The following is a 19,114-nucleotide window of genomic DNA, read 5'->3' as shown; positions in this document are numbered from 1 at the left end:
GCACGGTGCCCGCCCTGCCCCGCCTCCAGGAGCGGGCGAGCGTCCTGGCCTTCCGGGCCGGGTGGCGTGCGTTGCGCCTGCTGCCCGCGCCGCTCGCCTACGCCCTCTTCGACGTCGTCGCGTCCGTCGTCACCCGCCGTGACGGCTCCTCGGTGCAGCGGCTGCGCAGCAACTACGCCCGCGTGCGGCCCGACCTCGGTCCGGCCGAGCTGCAGGAGCTCACGGCCGACGGGGTGCGCCGCGCCTTCCGCTACTACGTCGAGGCCTTCCGCCTGCCGGCCCTGTCGGGCGAGCAGGTCGACGACCTCGTGCACATCACGGGGACCGAGCCGATGCTCGCCGAGCTCGAGCAGGGGCGCCCCGTGCTCGCCTTCCTCGGCCACACGGGCAACTGGGACCTCGCCGGCGCGTGGTGCGCCCGTCATCTCGGGCACGTCGTCACCGTCGCGGAGCGGCTGCGGCCCGAGGAGATGTTCCAGGCCTTTCTCGACTTCCGCGAGGGCGAGCTCGGCATGACGATCCACCCGGCGGAGCGCGGCACCTTCGGCGCCCTCCTCGCGCAGCTGCGCACCGGCGACCCGGTCGTCATGCCCCTGCTCTCCGACCGCGACCTCTCCGCGAGCGGGGTCGAGGTCGACCTCGCCGGCGAGCGCGCCCGGGTCGCCGCCGGTCCCGCGGCCCTGGCCGTCGAGACCGGCGTCCCGCTCTTCCCCGTGACGATGCGTCACGTGCGCCGCGGACGGCACCGGTGGGGCCTGGACATCACCGTCCACCCGGCCGTCGACGTGCCCGCCGAGGGCACCCGCACGCAGCGTGTCGCCGCCGCGACCCAGGCCTGCGCCGACGCGCTCGGCGCGGCGATCCGCGAGCACCCGCAGGACTGGCACATGATGCAGCGGGTCTTCGTCGCCGACCTCTCGGCGCGACGCCGTGCCCCGGACGAGGCGGCCGCATGAGGGTCGGCCTCGTCAGCCCGTACTCCTTCGACGTGCCCGGCGGGGTGCAGTTCCACATCCGCGACCTCGCCGACCGGCTGCTTGCCGACGGTCACCACGCCGAGGTGCTCGCCCCGGCCGACGAGGGCACGGTCCTGCCCGACTACGTCACCTCGGCCGGACGCGCGGTGCCCATCCGCTACAACGGCTCGGTCGCCCGGCTCAACTTCGGCCCGATCACCGCCGCGCGCGTGAGCCGGTGGATCGCCGACGGCGACTTCGACCTGCTGCACATCCACGAGCCGGTGACCCCGAGCGTCTCCGTCCTCGCGCTGTGGGCCGCGACCCAGCCGGTCGTCGCGACCTTCCACACCTCGAACCTGCGCTCCCGGGCGATGCAGGCGGCCTACCCGCTGCTGCGCCCGTCGCTGGAGAAGATCAGCGCCCGCATCGCCGTCTCCGAGGACGCGCGCCGCACGGTGACGACCCACCTCGGGGGCGACGCCGTCGTCATCCCCAACGGCGTCGAGACCCAGACCTACGCGGCCGCCTCGCGCCGCCCGCAGTGGTCGGGCGAGCCCGGTCGTCCGACGATCGGCTTCCTCGGCCGGGTCGACGAGCCGCGCAAGGGGCTGCCGGTCCTCGCGGAGGCGATGAGCGAGGTGCTGCGCGCGATCCCCGGCGCCCGCCTGCTCGTCGTCGGCCCGGGCTCGAGCCAGACCGCGCACGCGCGCCTGCCGCAGGACGTCGCCGCGGCGACCGAGATGCTCGGCGCGCTCAGCGAGGAGGACAAGGCGGCCTTCCTCTCCTCCGTCGACGTCTACGTCGCCCCCCACACGGGTGGCGAGAGCTTCGGGATCGTCCTCGTCGAGGCGATGGCCGCCGGGGCGCCGGTGCTCGCGAGCGACCTGCCCGCCTTCGTCCGCGTCCTCGACGGGGGCCGCGCGGGGGCGACCTTCCGCAACGAGCGCACGCACGACCTCGCCGAGCAGCTCGTCGCCCTGCTGCGCGACCCCGCCCGGCGCGAGGAGCTCGCGGCGTGCGGGCGGGAGCGGGCGGCCGACTTCGACTGGTCGGTCGTCGCCGCCGAGATCACCGCCGTCTACGAGACCGTCCTCGACGCGCGGCCGCTGCGCGAGGTCCCGACCCGGCTGCGGGAGCGCCGATGAGCGTCCTCGAGTGGGTCGCGGTCACCGCGGCCGTCGTCTCCCTCCTCGCCTGGTACCTCAGCTACTCCGCGGCCCGGCTCGACCGCCTCCACGCGAAGGTCGAGGGCGCCCTGTCGGCGCTCGACGCCGCGCTCGTGCGACGCGCCGAGGCCGCCCTCGAGGTCGCCAACTCCGGCGCCGTCGACCCGGCGACGGGCTTCCTCGTCGCGGCGGCGGCGAGCCAGTCGCTCGAGCGCACGACGGAGCGGACCTTCGAGACCGACCTCCTCGAGGGGCAGCACTTCGCCGGGCGCGAAGGGGTGGAGTCCGAGCTCACCGAGACCCTGGGCGCGGCGCTCGGCCCCGAGGTCGTCGCGCAGGTGCAGGCCGACGGGGGAGCGGGCGCCGCGGCGCTCCAGCGTCTCCACGCGGCCGCGCTGCGGGTGCAGCTGGCCCGTCGCTTCCACAACGACGCGGTCAAGGAGGTCCAGCGGGTGCGCAGCAAGCGTGTCGTGCGGTGGTTCCGCCTCGCCGGTCATGCCGAGCTGCCGCAGACCGTCGAGTTCGACGACGCGCTCGCCGCGCGCTGACCCCTTCGCCCCCGTCGCCGTCCCGCCGGGTCGGTCGGGACCGGTCTCAGGACGCCGCGGGGGCGTCGGCCGCGCCCTGGCGGACGCGCTCGGGCGAGGTGACGACGGTGAGCCGGTCGTCGCGGGCGAAGGCGACGAGGGTGAGACCGAGCTGGTCGGCCGCGTCCGCGGCCAGGCTCGAGGGCGCCGAGACGCAGGCGAGCACGCTGACGCCGGCGACGGCGGCCTTCGCGACGATCTCGAAGCTCGCGCGCGAGCTGACGACGAGCAGGGGAGCGGGCGGGGCCTCGTCGAGGACGAGCCGGCCGAGCACCTTGTCGACGGCGTTGTGCCGACCGACGTCCTCTCGGGCGTGGAGCACCTCGCCCTGCGCGCTCGCGACGGCCGCGCCGTGGACGCCGCCGGTCTTGGCGAAGAGGGTCTGCGCCTCGCGCAGCCCGTCGAGGGCCCGGGTGATCGCCGCGGGCTCGACCTCGACGTCGGCGTGCTCGACGCGTGAGCCGAGGAGCACCCGCTCCGCGACGGCGTCGATGGTGCTCGACCCGCAGAGCCCGCAGCCGCCGTAGGAGGCGAGGTTGCGCTGGCCGCTCAGGGGCACGCCGGGGGCGCGGGTGAGCGCGACGTCGAGGACGTTGAGGGTCGTGGTGTCCGAGCAGTACCGCATGACCTGGACGTCCTCGCGCGAGGTGATGACGCCCTCGGAGCGCAGCAGCCCGTGGGCGAGCTCGACGTCGTCGCCCGGGGTGCGCATCGTCAGGGTGAAGGGCTCGCCGTCGACCCGGATCTCCAGCGGCTCCTCGACGGCGAGGGTGTCGACCCGCCGGTCGACCTCACCGGCGCGGTACCGGGTCACCGGGCGTCGTGCGCTGCGACCTGCCATGGGCACCTCCTGTGCTCGTCCTCTCCAGGATGCCATCATCTGGTTGACACCATGCACAGTGATGCACGATCCTCGCCCAGGCGTCGCTCGACGCCACGTCGCAGGGGTTGCAGGGGTTGGGGAAAGTGATGCGTCCGCTCGTCCGGCGGGCGGCAGCTGTGCTGCTCGCCGTGCTCGTCATGTCCACCGGTGCGTGGGGCGCCGCCGCACCCGCGTCCGCGGCCGACCCGGCCCCGCCGGACCGCAACGTCATCGGGGGCTGTCTCCTGCGCTTCGACGGGGCGGGCAAGCCCTTCCTCTCGCCGTCTCTCGGCCGGCCGTGCATCGGCGCCGTCTCCGTGACCCGGACCGGTCTGGGAGATCTCGAGGTCCGGCTGGCCCCGGGGGCGCGGTACCCCCAGACCCGGCTCCTCGTGAGCGCCGACACGACGCTGGCCTCACGGGGGATCACCGTCGGCGCGTCTCGCAGCCCCGGCACCATCGCGCTGCGCTTCTTCGACGCGAAGCGGGGCAAGCGGGTCGACATGCGCAGCGCGGCGCAGCGCGCCCGGGTCGTCCGCGGCGGCGCGTCCTTCGGCTGGCTCGGCCGCAGCGCCGTCGACGCACGACAGCTCGACCCCGGTGTCGACGCGTACGGGCGCTACCACGACCGGCTCGCGACGGACGACCAGACGGTGGCCGGCGGGTGCGCCATCCGCTTCGGCTCCGCCGGGCCGAAGATCCACGCCAACAGCAGCCACCACTGCACCGGGGTGCGCAGCGTCGGGATCAGCAGCCTGGGCCGGGTGCGCATCCGCTACTCCGACGAGCAGCGGGGGAGCACGGTCAACGTCTCGGCCGACCCCGACGAGACCCTCGTGCGCCGCGGCATCATCACCGGCATCAGCTCCTCGCCCACCGAGCTGCACGTCGACCTCTTCGACACGCGCTCGAAGCGGCGGATCGACCTCCGCCACCCCGCCGACCGCAAGGTCATGGCGGGCGCCTACGCGAACATGTGGGTCGCCTGGACCAAGACCACCGCCCGGCCCGGGCTGGCCAACGCGACGACGACACCCGCCCTGGACAAGTACGGCGACTTCGTCCACGGCTCGGCGCCCGCGGGCGGCGTGCGCCAGACCGGGTGCGAGGTGCGCTTCGGCGGCACCGGTGCGCACCCGTCGATCATCTCGACGTCCGCGAGCAGCTGCACGGGCGCGGCGTCCGTGTCCGTGGGCCCCGGGGGCACCCTGCGGGTGGTGGCCGCGGCGGGGACGTCGGGTCCGATCATCACGACGACGACGGTGTCGAGCCGCTCCGCGGCCGACTACGGCATCCGGGCCGGAGCCTCGGGGGGCGTGGGGGACACCGACTACCGCTTCTACAGCATCCGGCTCGGTCGCACCCTGGACCTGCGCAAGGCCGCCGACCGCGACCTCTTCCGACGCACGGACGCAGCGGTCGTCCTCGGCTGGAGCCGGACGGCCCCGGTGCCGGTGGCGGTACCTGCCAAGGGCTAGCCGTGCCACCCGCCGGGAGCTAGCCCGGCAGGGTCATGAGGACGAGGTCGGGCGCGTCGCCGGGCTGCCAGGACGCGCGGGCCCGCGACAGCTCGACCCAGCCGAGGCCGCGGTACATCGCCAGCGCGGCGTCGTTGACCGGCACGACGTCGAGCACGGGCTGGAGGTCGAGCGCACGGCTGCGCGCGACCGCCTCGCCGATGAGGGCGCGCCCGATGCCTCGACGCCGGGCCCGGCTCGCGACGACGAGGACCGAGACGACCGCGAGCTCCCCGGCCGGTCGGCCGGTGCCCTGCGACCACGCCGCCGCGTGCTCGTCGACGTCGGCCCGGGTGAGCGAGACGTGCCCGAGCAGGCCCTCGTCGTCCTCGGCCACCCACGTCTCGATCTCGCCCGGGCGCACGAGGAAGTCCTCGACGGGGAAGGGCAGCGGCCACCGGTAGGGGTAGCGGCTCTGCGGCTGCTGCTCGCCGACGAGGTCGACGAGGGCGGGCAGGTCTGCGGCCGCCCGCGGCCGCATGACGAGGGGTCGGTCCATGGCCGCAGCCTAGGCACGCCCGCCGACGGCGCACCCGGCGACTACAGTTGGCCGTCGATCAGGTCACCGCGAGCAGCAGCAGAGGGAGTCTTAGTGTCCGGCCACTCCAAGTGGGCAACCACGAAGCACAAGAAGGCGGCGATCGACGCCAAGCGCGGCAAGCTCTTCGCCAAGCTCATCAAGAACATCGAGGTCGCCGCGCGCACCGGCGGTGGCGACCCCGCGGGCAACCCGACGCTCTACGACGCCATCCAGAAGGCGAAGAAGTCCTCGGTCCCCAACAACAACATCGACAACGCGGTCAAGCGCGGGTCGGGGGCCACCGCGGGCGGGGCCGACTGGGAGACCATCGTCTACGAGGGCTACGCGCCCGGCGGCGTCGCCGTCTTCGTCGAGTGCCTCACCGACAACCGCAACCGCGCCGCGGCCGAGGTGCGCACCGCGCTGTCCCGCAACGGCGGCCAGCTCGCCGACCCGGGCTCGGTGGCCTACGTCTTCGACCGCAAGGGCGTCGTCATGGTCCCCAAGGCCCAGGGCGAGGGCAAGCCCGACGCGACCGAGGACGGCCTGCTCGAGATCGTCCTCGAGGCCGGCGCCGAGGAGATCAACGACCACGGCGACGTCTTCCAGGTCGTCTCCGAGGCCACCGACTTCATCGCCGTGCGCACCGCGCTCCAGGACGCCGGGGTCGACTACGACTCGGCCGAGGCCTCGTGGGTGCCCAACCTCCAGGTCCCGCTCGACGCCGACGGCGCGCGCAAGATGATCCGCGTCGTCGAGGCCCTCGAGGACAGCGACGACGTCCAGGACGTCTACGTCAACGGCGACATCCCCGACGAGGTCCTCGCCGAGCTCGAGTCCGACGACTGAGGTCGCCCGCCGGGCAGGTCCTCGCACCGGGCCGGACGCGTGTCGCTGACGACGCCGTCCGGCCCGTCTGCGTAGGTTGGTCCCGAACAGGTGTTCGGTCGAAGGGAGATGTCGTGCGCGTCCTCGGGGTGGATCCCGGTCTCACCCGGTGCGGGCTGTCGGTCGTCGACGTCGGCGTCCGGGGCGACCTCGCACCGAGCGGGGCCCGACCGCGGATGATCGCCGTCGGCGTCGTGCGCACGACCTCCGAGCGCGCGACCGGCGACCGGCTGGCCTACCTCGCCGACGAGCTCGACACGTGGCTCGACCGCTTCGAGCCCGATGTCGTCGCCATCGAGCGGGTCTACGTCGCCGAGCACGTGCCGACGGTCATGACGACCGCGATGGCGAGCGGCCTGGTCCACCTCGCCGCCGCGCGCCGCGGTCTCGTCGTCCACGAGCACACCCCGACCGAGGTCAAGGCCGCGGTCACCGGCTCGGGACGCGCCGACAAGGCGCAGGTCACCTCGATGATCACCCGCGTCCTCGGCCTGCCCGAGGCGCCTCGCCCGGCCGACGCGGCCGACGCGCTCGCCGTCGCCATCTGCCACGCGTGGCGTGGCGGGGGGTCGGCCCGGCTCGAGCAGGCCGTCGCCTCCGAGCGGGCCCGGCTCGCGGCGAAGGGGGTCGGCGCGTGATCGCCTCCGTGACCGGCAGCGCCCAGCACGTGGGCCTCGACCGCGTCGTCGTCTCCGTCGGCGGTGTGGGCATGCTCGTGCACACCCCGCCGGCCGTCGCCGCCGCGTGCCGCACCGGCTCCGAGGTGACCCTCGCGACCTCGCTCGTCGTGCGCGAGGACTCGCTCACCCTCTACGGCTTCGACGCCGACGGCACGCGCGACACCTTCGAGCTGCTCATGACGGTCTCGGGCGTCGGGCCGCGCGTCGCGCTCGCGATCCTGTCCGTGCTCACCCCGGACACCCTCGCGACCGCCGTCGGCAGCGAGGACGTGCGCACCCTGACGAAGGTCCCCGGCATCGGCAAGAAGGGCGCCGAGCGCCTCGTGCTCGAGCTGCGCGACAAGATCGGCGTCGTGCCCGGTGCCGTCGCGTCGGCCCCGGTCGAGCCGGTCGTCCCCCCGTGGCGCACCCAGGTGCTCGAGGCCCTCGTCGGCCTGGGCTACTCGGCGTCGCAGGCCGAGGGCGCGCTCGACCGCGCCGCGGCCGGTCTCGACGGCACGCCCGACGTCTCCGCCGCCCTGCGCGCCGCCCTGCGAGAGCTCGCCGGATGAGCCGCGACGGCTTCACCTCCGAGATCCGCGAGGCCGAGGAGCCCGCCGGCGGCGGGCCGGCCGACGGCCCCGTGAGCCCGCCCGGCGGCCCGGCGAGCCTGCCCGACGGGTCGTACGACGCGACGGCGCGCATCGTCGACGCCGCGGCCGAGGACGACACCGCGGTCGAGGCGGCGCTGCGCCCGAAGCGGCTCGTCGACTTCCCCGGCCAGACGAAGGTGCGCGACCAGCTCGGGCTCGTCCTCGAGGCGGCGCGGCGCCGTGCCGCGCCCCCGGACCACGTCCTGCTCTCCGGCCCGCCCGGGCTGGGCAAGACGACGCTGGCGATGATCGTCGGCGCCGAGCTCGGCCAGCCGGTGCGGGTCACCTCCGGCCCGGCGATCCAGCACGCGGGGGACCTCGCGGCGATCCTGTCCTCGCTCGCCGAGGGCGAGGTGCTCTTCCTCGACGAGATCCACCGCATGTCGCGCCCGGCCGAGGAGATGCTCTACCTCGCGATGGAGGACTTCCGCGTCGACGTCGTCGTCGGCAAGGGGCCCGGGGCGACCGCGATCCCGCTCGAGCTGCCGCCCTTCACCGTCGTCGGCGCGACGACCCGGGCCGGGCTGCTGCCCGCCCCACTGCGCGACCGCTTCGGCTTCACCGGCCATCTCGACTACTACGAGACCGCCGACCTCGAGACGATCCTGCACCGCTCGGCCGGGCTGCTCCAGGTCGGCGCGGACGCCGCCGGCATCGCCGAGATCGCCCGCCGCTCGCGGGGGACGCCCCGCATCGCCAACCGGCTGCTGCGCCGGGTGCGGGACTGGGCGCAGGTGCACGGCGACCACGTCGTCGACGCCCGCTCCGCCCAGGCCGCGCTCACCCTCTTCGACGTCGACGACGCCGGTCTCGACCGGCTCGACCGCGGGGTGCTCGAGGTCCTGTGCACCCGCTTCGGCGGCGGCCCGACCGGTCTGTCGACGCTCGCCGTCGCCGTCGGCGAGGAGACCGACACCGTCGAGACGGTCGCCGAGCCCTATCTCGTGCGCACCGGCTACCTCGCCCGCACCCCCCGCGGCCGGGTCGCCACGGCGCTGGCCTGGCGCCACCTCGGGCTCGCCGTGCCTGACGGGCTGGCCCAGGGGATGCTGCCCGTCGACGAGCCCGGGCGCTTCGGCGGCTGAGCCACCGGTCAGCGGGCTCGGCGCGTCAGGTCAGGCGGTCCGCAGATCGCTGGCCTACACTGCGAGATCGGCCCGGGTGTCCCGGGCCGTGCTGCCGTCCGGCGGCGTGTCCTGTCTCCGTCTGCGAAGGTCTGCTGAACTCCCATGAACGACGGCTCGTTCGCCAGCCTGCTCATCCTGCTGCTCCCGCTCCTGCTCATCGTCTTCATGGTCTTCTCGGGGCGTCGGCGCCAGCGGACGATGCAGGACTTCCAGAGCTCCCTCGCCGTCGGCGAGAAGGTCGTGCTGACCTCGGGCGTCTACGGCACCATCACCGGCACCGACGAGGGGGTCCTCCACCTCGAGATCGCCCCCGGGACGGTCATCCGCGTCGACCGGCGTGCCGTCGGCGTGCGCGAGGCCGAGATGTCTCGCGGCCAGGTCGCCGGCACCGCCGCCGCGCGCGGCGAGGAGCCTGCCGACGACCCGGTCCAGGACCCCGTCGTGACCGCTGAGAGCGCCGTGGACGACGAGGGCCAGCGGGGCCGGCCGTGATGGCCGACCGCGGCGCGGCTCGCGCCGCGAAGGCCAAGGACGCGGCCAAGCGCACCCTCATCGCGCTCTTCGTCATGGGCGCCGCTCTCACCGCCGTCCTCGGCTTCGGCGTCGCCCGCTCCGACGCGACGTGGGCGCCCCGTCTCGGCCTCGACCTCCAGGGCGGCACGCAGTTCATCCTCGAGCCCGTCGTCGAGGGCGGGCAGCGGGTGAGCTCGCAGCAGCTCGACCAGGCCCGCGACATCATCGTCCAGCGCATCGACGCCCAGGGCACGAGCGGTGCCGAGGTGACCACCCTCGGCGGCGAGAACATCGTCGTCGCGATGGCCGGTCGCCCCACCGAGGCCCAGCGCCAGGCGATCACGAGCGCCTCGCAGATGCAGTTCCGCCCGGTCCTCGCGACCGCGCCCGGCACGACCGAGCCCACCCCCGGCAGCACCGGGTCGTCCTCGGGCTCGGCCACCTCCGGCTCCGGCTCGTCCTCGAGCAGCACGAGCGGCTCGACGACCCGGTCCAACCCCTCGGCGAGCAACGCCTCGCCGACCTCCGCGTCCCGCGACGAGGCCCGCACGGCTCCCGCCGGGAGCGCCGCGACGACGTCGACCACCCCCTCCGGCAGCGGCTCGTCCTCCGGCAGCGCCTCCTCGACGCCGTCCTCCGGGGGCTCCGCCTCCGGCTCGGCCTCGTCGACCCCCTCGGCCACCGGGGAGCCCACGGCCCCCGCGCAGGGCGGGTGGACCCCTTCGGCCAAGCCCGACGGCCCCACCGACCCGAACAACATCTCGACCGGTCTGTACCGCGAGTTCACCGAGCTCGACTGCGCGCAGCGCTCCGACGAGCGGCCCGCGACCGACCCGAAGAAGGCGATCACCGCCTGCTCCGAGGACGGCGCGACGAAGTACGTCCTCGGCCCGCAGATGGTCGCCGGCGCCGACATCAAGGACGCCTCGGCCGGGTACCAGACGACCCAGCAGGGTCAGGTCACGAACACCGTCGAGATCCAGCTGACCTTCGGCGGCGACGGCGTCCAGCGCTACGCGCAGGTCTCGCGCGACCTCCTCGCCCTGCCGAGCCTGTCGCAGGCCAGCCCGATCAACCCGCCGGGGTCGTACAACGCCCTCGCGACGGTCTACGACGGCACCGTCCTCGTCGCCCCGGGCTTCAACGAGGCGATCCCCAACGGCACCGCCTCGATCACCGGCAACTTCACCATCGAGGAGGCGCGCGCCCTCGCCCAGTCGCTGAAGTTCGGCGCGCTGCCCATCACCTTCGAGACCAACCAGGCCGTGACGATCAGCCCGACGCTCGGCTCGGAGCAGCTGCGCTACGGCATCATCGCCGGGCTCATCGGTCTGCTCCTCGTCATCGTCTACTCGGTCGCCCAGTACCGGGCGCTTGCCCTCGTGACGATCGGCTCGATGGTCGTCGCCTTCGCCTTCACGTACCTCTTCATCGCGCTGCTCGCGTGGGGCTACAACTTCCGTCTCGACATGGCGGGGGTCACCGGGCTCATCATCGCGATCGGCGTCACCGCGGACTCCTTCATCGTCTACTTCGAGAGAGTCCGTGACGAGCTGCGCGAAGGGAGGAACCTGCGGGCCGCGGTCGAGGCCGGCTGGGCGCGTGCCAAGCGCACCATCCTCGTGGCCGACGGCGTGAACTTCATCGCCGCGATCGTCCTGTACGTCCTCGCGAGCTCCGGCGTGCGCGGCTTCGCCTTCACCCTGGGCCTGACGACGGCCATCGACCTCGCGGTCTTCTGGCTCTTCACCCACCCGCTGCTCACCCTGCTCGCCCGCCGCACGTTCTTCGCCTCCGGCCACCCGTGGTCCGGCTTCGAGGTCGAGTCCCTGCACAACGCCGGCGTGCGCTACAAGGGCCGCGGCCAATTCGACGTCCCGGAGGAGCGCAAGCCCGCCCGACCCGGCGTCACGAGCGACGGAGGTGCGGTCGTATGAGCCGCATGGCCGACTTCGGCAACGACCTGTACACCGGCAAGCGCTCCATCGACTTCGTCGGCAAGGCGAAGACCTGGTACGCGATCAGTGCCGTCATCATGCTCATCGCCCTCGCCGGCTTCGGCGTGCGCGGGCTCAACCTCGGTCTCGAGTTCGAGGGCGGCTCGGAGTTCCGCGTCTCGACGACGCAGACGAGCGGCGACTACCAGCAGGAGGCGACCGACGCGGTCCGCGAGGTCGCCGGCCCGACGGCCTCGGCGAACGTCACGCTCATCGGCGGCAACCAGGTCCGCGTGCAGACCGAGAAGCTGCCCGAGACCGAGATGAACGACGTGGGCTCCCAGCTCGCGCAGACCTTCGGCGTGCAGGCCTCCGACGTCACCCAGAACACGATCGGGGCGTCGTGGGGCGCGTCGGTGAGCCAGCAGGCGCTGCGCGCGCTCGTCGTCTTCCTCGTCATCACCGCCGCGCTCATGGCGGTGTACTACCGCAACTGGAAGATGTCGCTCGCGGCGATGGTCGCGCTCGCGCACGACATGCTCATCACCGTCGGCATCTACACGTGGTCGGGCTTCGAGGTCTCGCCAGCGACGGTCATCGGCTTCCTCACCGTCCTCGGGTACTCGCTCTACGACAGCGTCGTCGTCTTCGACAAGGTCCGCGAGAACACCTCCGACGCCTTCGAGACGAGGCGTCAGACCTTCGCGGAGTCGGCGAACCTCGCCGTCAACCAGACGCTCGTGCGCTCGATCAACACGACGGTCATCGCCGTGCTGCCGATCATCGCGGTCCTCGCGGTCGGCTTCGCGCGGGTCGGTCCCGGCACGCTGCTCGACCTCTCGCTCGCGCTCTTCGTCGGCATGGTCGTCGGAGCCTTCTCGTCGGTCTACATCGCGACGCCGCTGCTCGTGCACCTGCGCCGGCGCGACGCCGACGTCGTCGAGCTCGACAAGGTCGCCTCGAAGCACCACGAGCGGGTCGGCGACCGCACGCCGGCCACGGTCGGTGCACCGGCGGGGGCCGGTGCGTCTGACGCGCCGTCGAGACCGCTGCGGTCCTCGAGCGCGACCACGCCGACGCGGGGGGACGGCGCGGACGCGCCGGTCACCCCTTCGCCCGACCCCGACGCCGAGCAGACGGTCACCGGGCGCGCCGTGCACCGCTACGCCCAGTCCGGCCCGCGCAACCAGCCCCGGCGCACGCCGCGGTCGAAGCGATGAGCTCGACGGCATCCGCGTCGCGCGAGCAGACCGCCGAGCTCGTCTCGGGCCTGCTGCGCGACATCCCGGACTTCCCCGAGCCGGGGGTGCTCTTCAAGGACATCACCCCGCTCGTCGCCGACGGTCCTGCGCTGGCCCAGGTGTGCGAGGCGCTCGCCGCCCCGTACCGCGACGCAGGGATCACGACGGTCGTCGGGCTCGAGGCGCGGGGCTTCATCTTCGGCACCGCGGTCGCCCTGGCCCTCGGCGCGGGTTTCGTGCCGGTGCGCAAGGCGGGCAAGCTGCCCGGCGCGACGGTGAGCCTCGACTACGCCCTCGAGTACGGCACCGCCCGGATCGAGGTCCACGAGGACTGCGTCACGCCGGGGGAGCGGGTCCTCGTCGTCGACGACGTGCTCGCGACCGGCGGCACCGCCGCCGCGGCGGCCGAGCTGCTCGAGCAGGTGGGGGCCGAGGTCGTGGCGATCGAGGTCGTCGTCGAGCTCACGGCGCTCGCCGGCCGCTCCCGTCTGGAGGGGCGTGAGGTCGGGGCCCTGCTGACGGTCTAGGCTCTGCGCATGAGCGAGCCGAGAGCGTCGTCGGGGTCTGCCGGAGGGGGCTTCTCCCCGCGTCAGCTCGCGCGCGCCTCGCTCGCCCGGATCGGCACCCGCTCGCAGCCGACGAGCACCCCCGAGCTCGAGCCGCTGCTCCAGGTCGTGCGCTCGACGCACCCGAAGGCCGACCTGTCGGTCATCGAGCAGGCCTACCAGGTCGCCGCGCGCGCCCACGAGGGCCAGCGCCGCAAGAGCGGCGACCCCTACATCACCCACCCGCTCGCGGTGACGACGATCCTCGCCGAGCTCGGCATGACGCCGGTGACGCTCGCCGCGGCCCTGCTCCACGACACCGTCGAGGACACCTCGTACTCGCTCGAGGCGCTCGAGGAGGACTTCGGCTCCGAGATCGCCAAGCTCGTCGACGGGGTGACCAAGCTCGACAAGGTCACCTACGGCGACGCCGCGCAGGCCGAGACGGTGCGCAAGATGGTCGTCGCGATGGCCCGCGACATCCGCGTCCTCGTCATCAAGCTCGCCGACCGGCTCCACAACGCCCGCACGTGGAAGTACGTCTCGCCCGGCTCGGCGCAGCGCAAGGCCCAGGAGACCCTCGAGATCTACGCGCCGCTGGCCCACCGCCTGGGCATGAACACCATCAAGTGGGAGCTCGAGGACCTCTCCTTCGCCACGCTCTACCCGAAGGTGTACGACGAGATCGTGCGACTCGTCGCCGAGCGCGCCCCCGCCCGCGAGGAGTACCTCGCGACGGTGCGCGCCCAGGTCGTCCTCGACCTGCGCGAGGCGCGGATCAACGCGACCGTCACCGGGCGGCCCAAGCACTACTACTCCGTGTACCAGAAGATGATCGTCGGCGGCCGCGAGTTCGGCGAGATCTACGACCTCGTCGCCGTGCGCGTGCTCGTCGACACGGTCCGCGACTGCTACGCCGCGCTGGGCGCGCTGCACGCCCGGTGGAACCCCCTGCCGGGGCGCTTCAAGGACTACATCTCGCTGCCGAAGTTCAACATGTACCAGTCGTTGCACACGACGGTCATCGGGCCGCAGGGCAAGCCGGTCGAGATCCAGATCCGCACCCACGCGATGCACCGCCGCGCCGAGTACGGCGTCGCCGCGCACTGGAAGTACAAGGACGACCCCACCGCCCGCGCCGGCGCCGCCGGCAGCGAGGACACCGGGGCCGTCTCGGAGATGGCGTGGCTGCGCCAGCTGCTCGACTGGCAGCGCGAGACCGCCGACCCCGGCGAGTTCCTCGACTCGCTGCGCTACGAGATCAACGCCCGCGAGGTCTACGTCTTCACGCCGAAGGGGCAGGTCATCGCCCTGCCGGCCGGCTCGACGCCCGTCGACTTCGCCTACGCGGTCCACACCGAGGTCGGGCACCGCACGATCGGCGGACGGGTCAACGGCCGTCTCGTGCCCCTGGACTCCACGCTCGAGACCGGTGACGTCGTCGAGGTGCTCACGAGCAAGGCCGAGGGTGCCGGGCCGTCGCGCGACTGGCTGAGCTTCGTGCGCTCGCCGCGCGCCCGCAACAAGATCCGGCACTGGTTCTCCCGCGAGCGCAAGGAGGAGATGGCCGAGGCCGGCAAGGAGTCGATCGCCCGGGTCATCCGCAAGCAGAACCTCCCGCTGCAGCGCCTGCTCACCCACGAGAGCCTCGCGAGCGTCGCCGACGAGCTGCGCCACCCGGACGTCGACGGCCTCTACGCGGCGGTCGGCGAGGGCCACGTCTCGGCCCAGCACGTCGTCTCGCGGCTCATCGCGTCGGCCGGCGGGCGCGAGGGCGCGACCGAGGACCTCGCCGAGGCGACCATGCCCGGCCCGATCGCCACGCGGCGCCGCAGCGCCGGGGATCCCGGGGTCGTCGTCAAGGGCATGGACGACGTGTGGGTCAAGCTCGCGCGCTGCTGCACGCCCGTGCCCGGCGACGAGATCATGGGCTTCATCACCCGCGGCAACGGCGTCTCGGTGCACCGGACCGACTGCACGAACGCCGGCTCGCTGCGCCGCGAGGCCGAGCGGCTCATCGACGTCGAGTGGACGTCGAGCAGCAACAACCTCTTCCTTGTCCAGATCCAGGTCGAGGCGCTGGACCGCAGCCGGCTGCTCTCCGACGTCACCCGGGTGCTCTCCGACAGCTCGGTGAACATCCTCTCGGCGACGGTCCACACGAGCCGTGACCGCGTGGCCAAGCTGCGCTTCGCCTTCGAGATGGGCGACCCGACTCACCTGGCCCATGTGCTGGGCCAGGTGAAGCGGATCGACGGCGTCTTCGACGCCTACCGGCTGACCGGCGGTCGCCCGGGCGTCGAGGAGGAGTAGCCCCCTCAGCCCCCGAGCTCGTCGGCGCCGGCCTGGGCCATGGCGAGCAGCGAACGGCTCGACTCGAGCTCGCCCTCGAGGCGGCGGCGGCGACCGGCGTCGTCGGTCGCGGCGACCTGCTCCTCGAGCTCGGCGATCTTGGCCTGGAGCTGGCTGACGAGGCTGTTCGCGCGGGCGGACAGCTCGGGGTTGCTCTTCTTCCAGCGGGTGTCCTCGGCGTCGCGCACGGACTGCTCGACGGCGCGCAGACCCTTCTCCATCCGGTCGACGTCGCCGCGGGGCACCTTGCCGGCGGCCTCCCAGCGCTCCTGGATCGAGCGCAGCGCCCCCTTCGTCGCGCCGAGGTCCTTGATCGGCAGGAGGGCCTGGGCCTCGACGAGGAGGCGCTCCTTGACCTCGAGGTTGCCGCGGAAGCTCTCGTCCTCGCGGGCCTGCTCCTCGTCCTTGGCGGTGAAGAAGGCGTCCTGGGCGGCGCGGAAGCGCTCCCACAGGGCGTCGTCGTCCTTGCGGCCGGCGCGGCCGGCGTGGCGCCACTGGTCCATGAGGCGCTTGTAGGCGCCGGCGGTCTGGCCCCAGTCGGTGCTCGTCGACAGACGCTCGGCCTCGGCGACGAGCGCCTCCTTGGTCGCCTTGACCTCGCCACGGCTCGACTCGAGCTCGGCGAAGTGGTGGCGGCGGCCCTTGTCGAAGGAGTTACGAGCCTTCGAGAAGCGCTGCCACAGCGCCGACTCGACGTCCTTGTCCAGGCGCACGCCGGACTTCTGGTGGGTCTTCCACGTGTCGAGCAGCTCGCGCATGCGGGCGGTCGAGGACTTCCACTGGATGCGCTCGACGGGCTGGGCGGCGATGGACTCGGCCTCGGCGACGATCGCCTCGCGCTCGGCGGCGGCGGCCTTCTTGGCCTCGGCGCGCTGGGCGCTCTCGCGGGAGCGCTTGTCGGCCAGCCCGGTCTCGACCTCCGCGACGAGGGCGGCCAGCGCCGGCAGGTCGCCGACGACGTCGGCACCCTCGGCGTGGGTCTTCAGGGCGCCCAGGCCGTCGGCGATCTCCTTGGCGGTGACCTCCGGGGCGTCGAGGCGCTGGCGCAGCAGCGTGGCGGAGGCGTGCAGCTCGTCGTACTTGCGGGCGAAGTAGAGCAGCGCCTGCTCCGGCGTCGCGCCCGGGTAGGAGCCGACGGCGCGCTCGCCGTCGCCCTCGCGGACGTAGACCGTGCCCTCGTCGTCGACGCGGCCGAAGGCGGCCGACGCCGAGTGGTCCGTCTCGATCACCGGGGGGACCGGGACCGCGGCGGGTCGACGGGGCGCCATCCGTGCCATCGCGGCGGGGGAGGGGGCCGAAGGGGTGGGGCTGGGGGCGTCGTGCACCTCGGGCGTGGTGTCCGGGGCGTCAGTCGGCTCAGGGGTCTGCTCGCTCACGAGACGCGAGCCTAGCCGCACGACGCGCGCTGGGTAGGCTCACTCCTCGTGCTGACCGTGACCTTCCCTGCAGCCGCCTTCGGCACCAACTGCTACGTCGTCGCCCCGGGGCCCGGCGAGGAGTGCGTGATCGTCGACCCGGGCATCGGTGTCGAGGAGACCCTGCGCGAGGTGCTCGCCGAGCACCGGCTGCGTCCCGCGGCCGTCCTGCTCACCCACGGGCACGTCGACCACGTGTACTCCGTGACCCCGGTGTGCGGGGGCGAGCTCGCCGCGTACATCCACTCCGAGGACCGCTACCGCCTCGTCGACCCGCTCGGCGGCAGCTCGCTCGGCCCGGGCCTGCTGGGGATGCTCGAGCAGCAGTTCGGCACCCAGGCGGCGTGGCGCGAGCCGGAGCGGGTCGTCGAGGTGCGCGACGCGGAGCGGGTGAGCGTCGCCGGGCTCGAGCTCGACGTCGTCCACGCGCCCGGTCACACCGAGGGCTCGGTGATGTTCGCCCTCGACGGCGTGCCCGTCGGCGTGCCCGACGAGGCGCAGGTCGACCGCACGCTCATCACCGGTGACGTCCTCTTCGCCGGCTCCATCGGGCGCACGGACCTGCCCGGCGGCAGCCACGAGGCGATGATGCGCAGCCTGCGGGACGCCGTCGCGCCGCGCGCCGACTCCAGCCTCGTCCTGCCGGGCCACGGCCCGGCGACCACCCTCGGCCGTGAGAAGGCCACCAACCCCTACCTGCAGGACATCGCGTGAGCACCTCTGGCCCCACCGCACGAGCCACCAAGATCACCCCGCTGTCGGGCTTCCCGGAGCACCTGCCCCAGGACCGGGTGGTCGAGCAGCACTTCATCGACGTCATCCGCTCGACCTTCGAGCTGCACGGCTTCCCGGGCATCGAGACCCGGGCGGTCGAGCCGGTCGAGCGGCTGCTCGGCAAGGGCGGTGACGCCGACAAGGAGATCTACGCGGTCTCGCGCCTCGCCGGCGAGCCGGGGGAGCGCGGCGACGCCGAGCTCGGTCTGCACTTCGACCTCACCGTCCCCTTCGCCCGTTACGTCGTCGAGCACGCGGGCCGGCTGAGCTTCCCCTTCCGCCGCCACCAGATCCAGAAGGTGTGGCGCGGGGAGCGGCCCCAGGAGGGCCGCTTCCGGGAGTTCACGCAGTGCGACATCGACGTCGTCGACGTCGGCGAGCTCTCGCCCCACTTCGAGGCCGAGGTGCCGCTCGTCATGGCGGAGATCTTCGCCGCGCTGCCCGTCCCGCCGATGGTCATCCAGGTGAACAACCGGATGATCCCCGAGGGCTTCTACCGCGGGCTGGGCATCGAGGACGTCGCGGGCACGCTCCGCGTCGTCGATAAGCTCGACAAGATCGGCCCGGCGAAGGTGGCCGCCCTGCTCGTCGACGCCGGGCTCACCCAGGAGCAGGCCGACGCCGTGCTCCGCCTGGCCCAGATCCGCACCGAGGACGCCTCCTTCGTCGAGCAGGTGCGCGCGCTCGGCGTCGAGCACCCTGTCCTCGACGAGGGCCTGGCGGCGCTGCGGGCCGTCATCGAGACCGGGATGGCCAACGCCCCCGGCGCGATGGTCGCCGACCTGCGGATCGCGCGCGGCCTCGACTACTACACGGGCACGGTCTACGAGACCCAGGTCGTCGGCCACGAGGACTGGGGCAGCTTCTGCTCCGGGGGGCGCTACGACACCCTCGCCACCGACGGGCGCACGACCTACCCAGGGGTGGGGATCTCCATCGGCCTGTCCCGCCTGCTCGCGCTGCTCCTGCGCGAGGGGCTCGTCACGGCCACCCGCATGTCTCCGGCGGCCGTCCTCGTCGCGGTCCTCGACGAGGAGTCACGCCCCGCCTCCGTCGCCGTCGCCACCGCCCTGCGCTCGCGCGGCATCGCCTGCGAGGTCGCCCCCTCGGCGGCCAAGCTCGGCAAGCAGATCCGGCACGCCGAGCGGCGGGGCATCCCCTTCGTGTGGTTCGTCGGCGCCGGCGAGGGCGGCGACCAGGTCAAGGACATCCGCTCGGGCGAGCAGGTCGACGCCGACCCCCTCACCTGGCAGTGCCCGCCCGAGGACCTGCGTCCCCGCGTCGTCGCCGCCGGCTGACTCCCCCTTCGCTCAGCACGACTTACCCCGGCTCCGCATGAGTTTCTTACTCTTGCGGAGCCGGGGTTTATCGGGTGACCCGAGAAACCTGGGGCAGGCGA

At 73.5% G+C, this 19,114-nt stretch carries 18 protein-coding genes; 15 read left to right on the top strand and 3 right to left on the bottom strand.

Annotated elements, in window-relative coordinates:
• Positions 1-5 precede the first annotated feature (5 nt).
• Genes EEW87_RS04320 through EEW87_RS04310 form a run of 3 tightly spaced genes read left to right on the top strand, consistent with a single transcriptional unit; the run spans position 6 to position 2,673 of the window.
• Positions 6-956: a phosphatidylinositol mannoside acyltransferase gene (locus EEW87_RS04320; protein WP_240341650.1), complete on the top strand. Its 951-nt coding sequence runs from the start codon at positions 6-8 to the stop codon at positions 954-956.
• On the top strand, positions 953-2,104 hold the full coding sequence (locus EEW87_RS04315; protein WP_123091837.1) for a glycosyltransferase family 4 protein: 1,152 nt from the start codon (positions 953-955) through the stop codon (positions 2,102-2,104). The genes EEW87_RS04320 and EEW87_RS04315 overlap by 4 nt, the downstream gene beginning before the upstream one ends.
• Positions 2,101-2,673: a hypothetical protein gene (locus EEW87_RS04310; protein ID WP_123091836.1), complete on the top strand. Its 573-nt coding sequence runs from the start codon at positions 2,101-2,103 to the stop codon at positions 2,671-2,673. Before EEW87_RS04315 ends, EEW87_RS04310 begins: the two co-directional genes overlap by 4 nt.
• Positions 2,674-2,719: 46 nt before the next feature.
• Here EEW87_RS04310 and fdhD read toward each other — a convergent pair whose 3' ends face one another.
• Positions 2,720-3,553, bottom strand: a complete 834-nt coding sequence (fdhD, locus tag EEW87_RS04305) for a formate dehydrogenase accessory sulfurtransferase FdhD (protein ID WP_123091835.1) — start codon at positions 3,551-3,553, stop codon at positions 2,720-2,722.
• 128 nt (positions 3,554-3,681) lie between these two features.
• Between fdhD and EEW87_RS04300 the strand changes: the two genes are divergently transcribed.
• Entirely contained in the window at positions 3,682-5,052 is a 1,371-nt protein-coding gene (locus EEW87_RS04300) for a hypothetical protein (RefSeq protein WP_148041568.1), read from the top strand.
• Positions 5,053-5,071: 19 nt separating this feature from the next.
• Here EEW87_RS04300 and EEW87_RS04295 read toward each other — a convergent pair whose 3' ends face one another.
• A complete protein-coding gene (locus EEW87_RS04295) occupies positions 5,072-5,590 on the bottom strand; it encodes a GNAT family N-acetyltransferase (RefSeq protein WP_123091833.1) in 519 nt (172 codons plus the stop codon).
• Positions 5,591-5,683: 93 nt separating this feature from the next.
• Here EEW87_RS04295 and EEW87_RS04290 point away from each other — a divergent pair, with 93 nt between their 5' ends.
• The 9 genes from EEW87_RS04290 (at position 5,684) to EEW87_RS04250 (ending at position 15,487) form a co-directional block, all read left to right on the top strand.
• The gene (locus EEW87_RS04290; RefSeq protein ID WP_123091832.1) at positions 5,684-6,460 is read left to right on the top strand and encodes a YebC/PmpR family DNA-binding transcriptional regulator; all 777 of its coding nucleotides are present in this window, start codon (positions 5,684-5,686) and stop codon (positions 6,458-6,460) included.
• A gap of 113 nt (positions 6,461-6,573) precedes the next feature.
• The gene (gene ruvC / locus EEW87_RS04285; RefSeq protein WP_123091831.1) at positions 6,574-7,137 is read left to right on the top strand and encodes a crossover junction endodeoxyribonuclease RuvC; all 564 of its coding nucleotides are present in this window, start codon (positions 6,574-6,576) and stop codon (positions 7,135-7,137) included.
• Positions 7,134-7,730: a Holliday junction branch migration protein RuvA gene (gene ruvA / locus EEW87_RS04280; RefSeq protein WP_123091830.1), complete on the top strand. Its 597-nt coding sequence runs from the start codon at positions 7,134-7,136 to the stop codon at positions 7,728-7,730. Before ruvC ends, ruvA begins: the two co-directional genes overlap by 4 nt.
• Positions 7,727-8,896: a Holliday junction branch migration DNA helicase RuvB gene (ruvB, locus tag EEW87_RS04275; protein WP_123091829.1), complete on the top strand. Its 1,170-nt coding sequence runs from the start codon at positions 7,727-7,729 to the stop codon at positions 8,894-8,896. The genes ruvA and ruvB overlap by 4 nt, the downstream gene beginning before the upstream one ends.
• 144 nt (positions 8,897-9,040) lie before the next feature.
• On the top strand, positions 9,041-9,430 hold the full coding sequence (yajC, locus tag EEW87_RS04270) for a preprotein translocase subunit YajC (protein WP_123091828.1): 390 nt from the start codon (positions 9,041-9,043) through the stop codon (positions 9,428-9,430).
• The gene (gene secD, locus EEW87_RS04265; protein WP_123091827.1) at positions 9,430-11,388 is read left to right on the top strand and encodes a protein translocase subunit SecD; all 1,959 of its coding nucleotides are present in this window, start codon (positions 9,430-9,432) and stop codon (positions 11,386-11,388) included. Before yajC ends, secD begins: the two co-directional genes overlap by 1 nt.
• Entirely contained in the window at positions 11,385-12,608 is a 1,224-nt protein-coding gene (gene secF, locus EEW87_RS04260; protein ID WP_225985038.1) for a protein translocase subunit SecF, read from the top strand. The genes secD and secF overlap by 4 nt, the downstream gene beginning before the upstream one ends.
• Entirely contained in the window at positions 12,605-13,156 is a 552-nt protein-coding gene (locus tag EEW87_RS04255) for an adenine phosphoribosyltransferase (RefSeq protein WP_123091825.1), read from the top strand. Before secF ends, EEW87_RS04255 begins: the two co-directional genes overlap by 4 nt.
• A 9-nt stretch (positions 13,157-13,165) precedes the next feature.
• Positions 13,166-15,487, top strand: coding sequence for a RelA/SpoT family protein (locus EEW87_RS04250; protein WP_123091824.1), 2,322 nt, complete (start codon positions 13,166-13,168; stop codon positions 15,485-15,487).
• A gap of 5 nt (positions 15,488-15,492) precedes the next feature.
• Here EEW87_RS04250 and EEW87_RS04245 read toward each other — a convergent pair whose 3' ends face one another.
• The gene (locus EEW87_RS04245) at positions 15,493-16,902 is read right to left on the bottom strand and encodes a DUF349 domain-containing protein (RefSeq protein ID WP_229298970.1); all 1,410 of its coding nucleotides are present in this window, start codon (positions 16,900-16,902) and stop codon (positions 15,493-15,495) included.
• Positions 16,903-16,950: 48 nt separating this feature from the next.
• Here EEW87_RS04245 and EEW87_RS04240 point away from each other — a divergent pair, with 48 nt between their 5' ends.
• Positions 16,951-17,655, top strand: a complete 705-nt coding sequence (locus EEW87_RS04240; RefSeq protein WP_123091822.1) for an MBL fold metallo-hydrolase — start codon at positions 16,951-16,953, stop codon at positions 17,653-17,655.
• On the top strand, positions 17,652-19,013 hold the full coding sequence (gene hisS, locus EEW87_RS04235) for a histidine--tRNA ligase (RefSeq protein WP_123091821.1): 1,362 nt from the start codon (positions 17,652-17,654) through the stop codon (positions 19,011-19,013). Before EEW87_RS04240 ends, hisS begins: the two co-directional genes overlap by 4 nt.
• Positions 19,014-19,114 lie beyond the last annotated feature (101 nt).

It is taken from the genome of Janibacter melonis (genome assembly GCF_003721155.3).
In the GTDB taxonomy this organism is placed as follows: Bacteria; Actinomycetota; Actinomycetes; order Actinomycetales; family Dermatophilaceae; genus Marihabitans; species Marihabitans melonis.
Note: the sequence above shows the minus strand (reverse complement) of the source record. Positions and strands in the feature narration are given on the sequence as shown.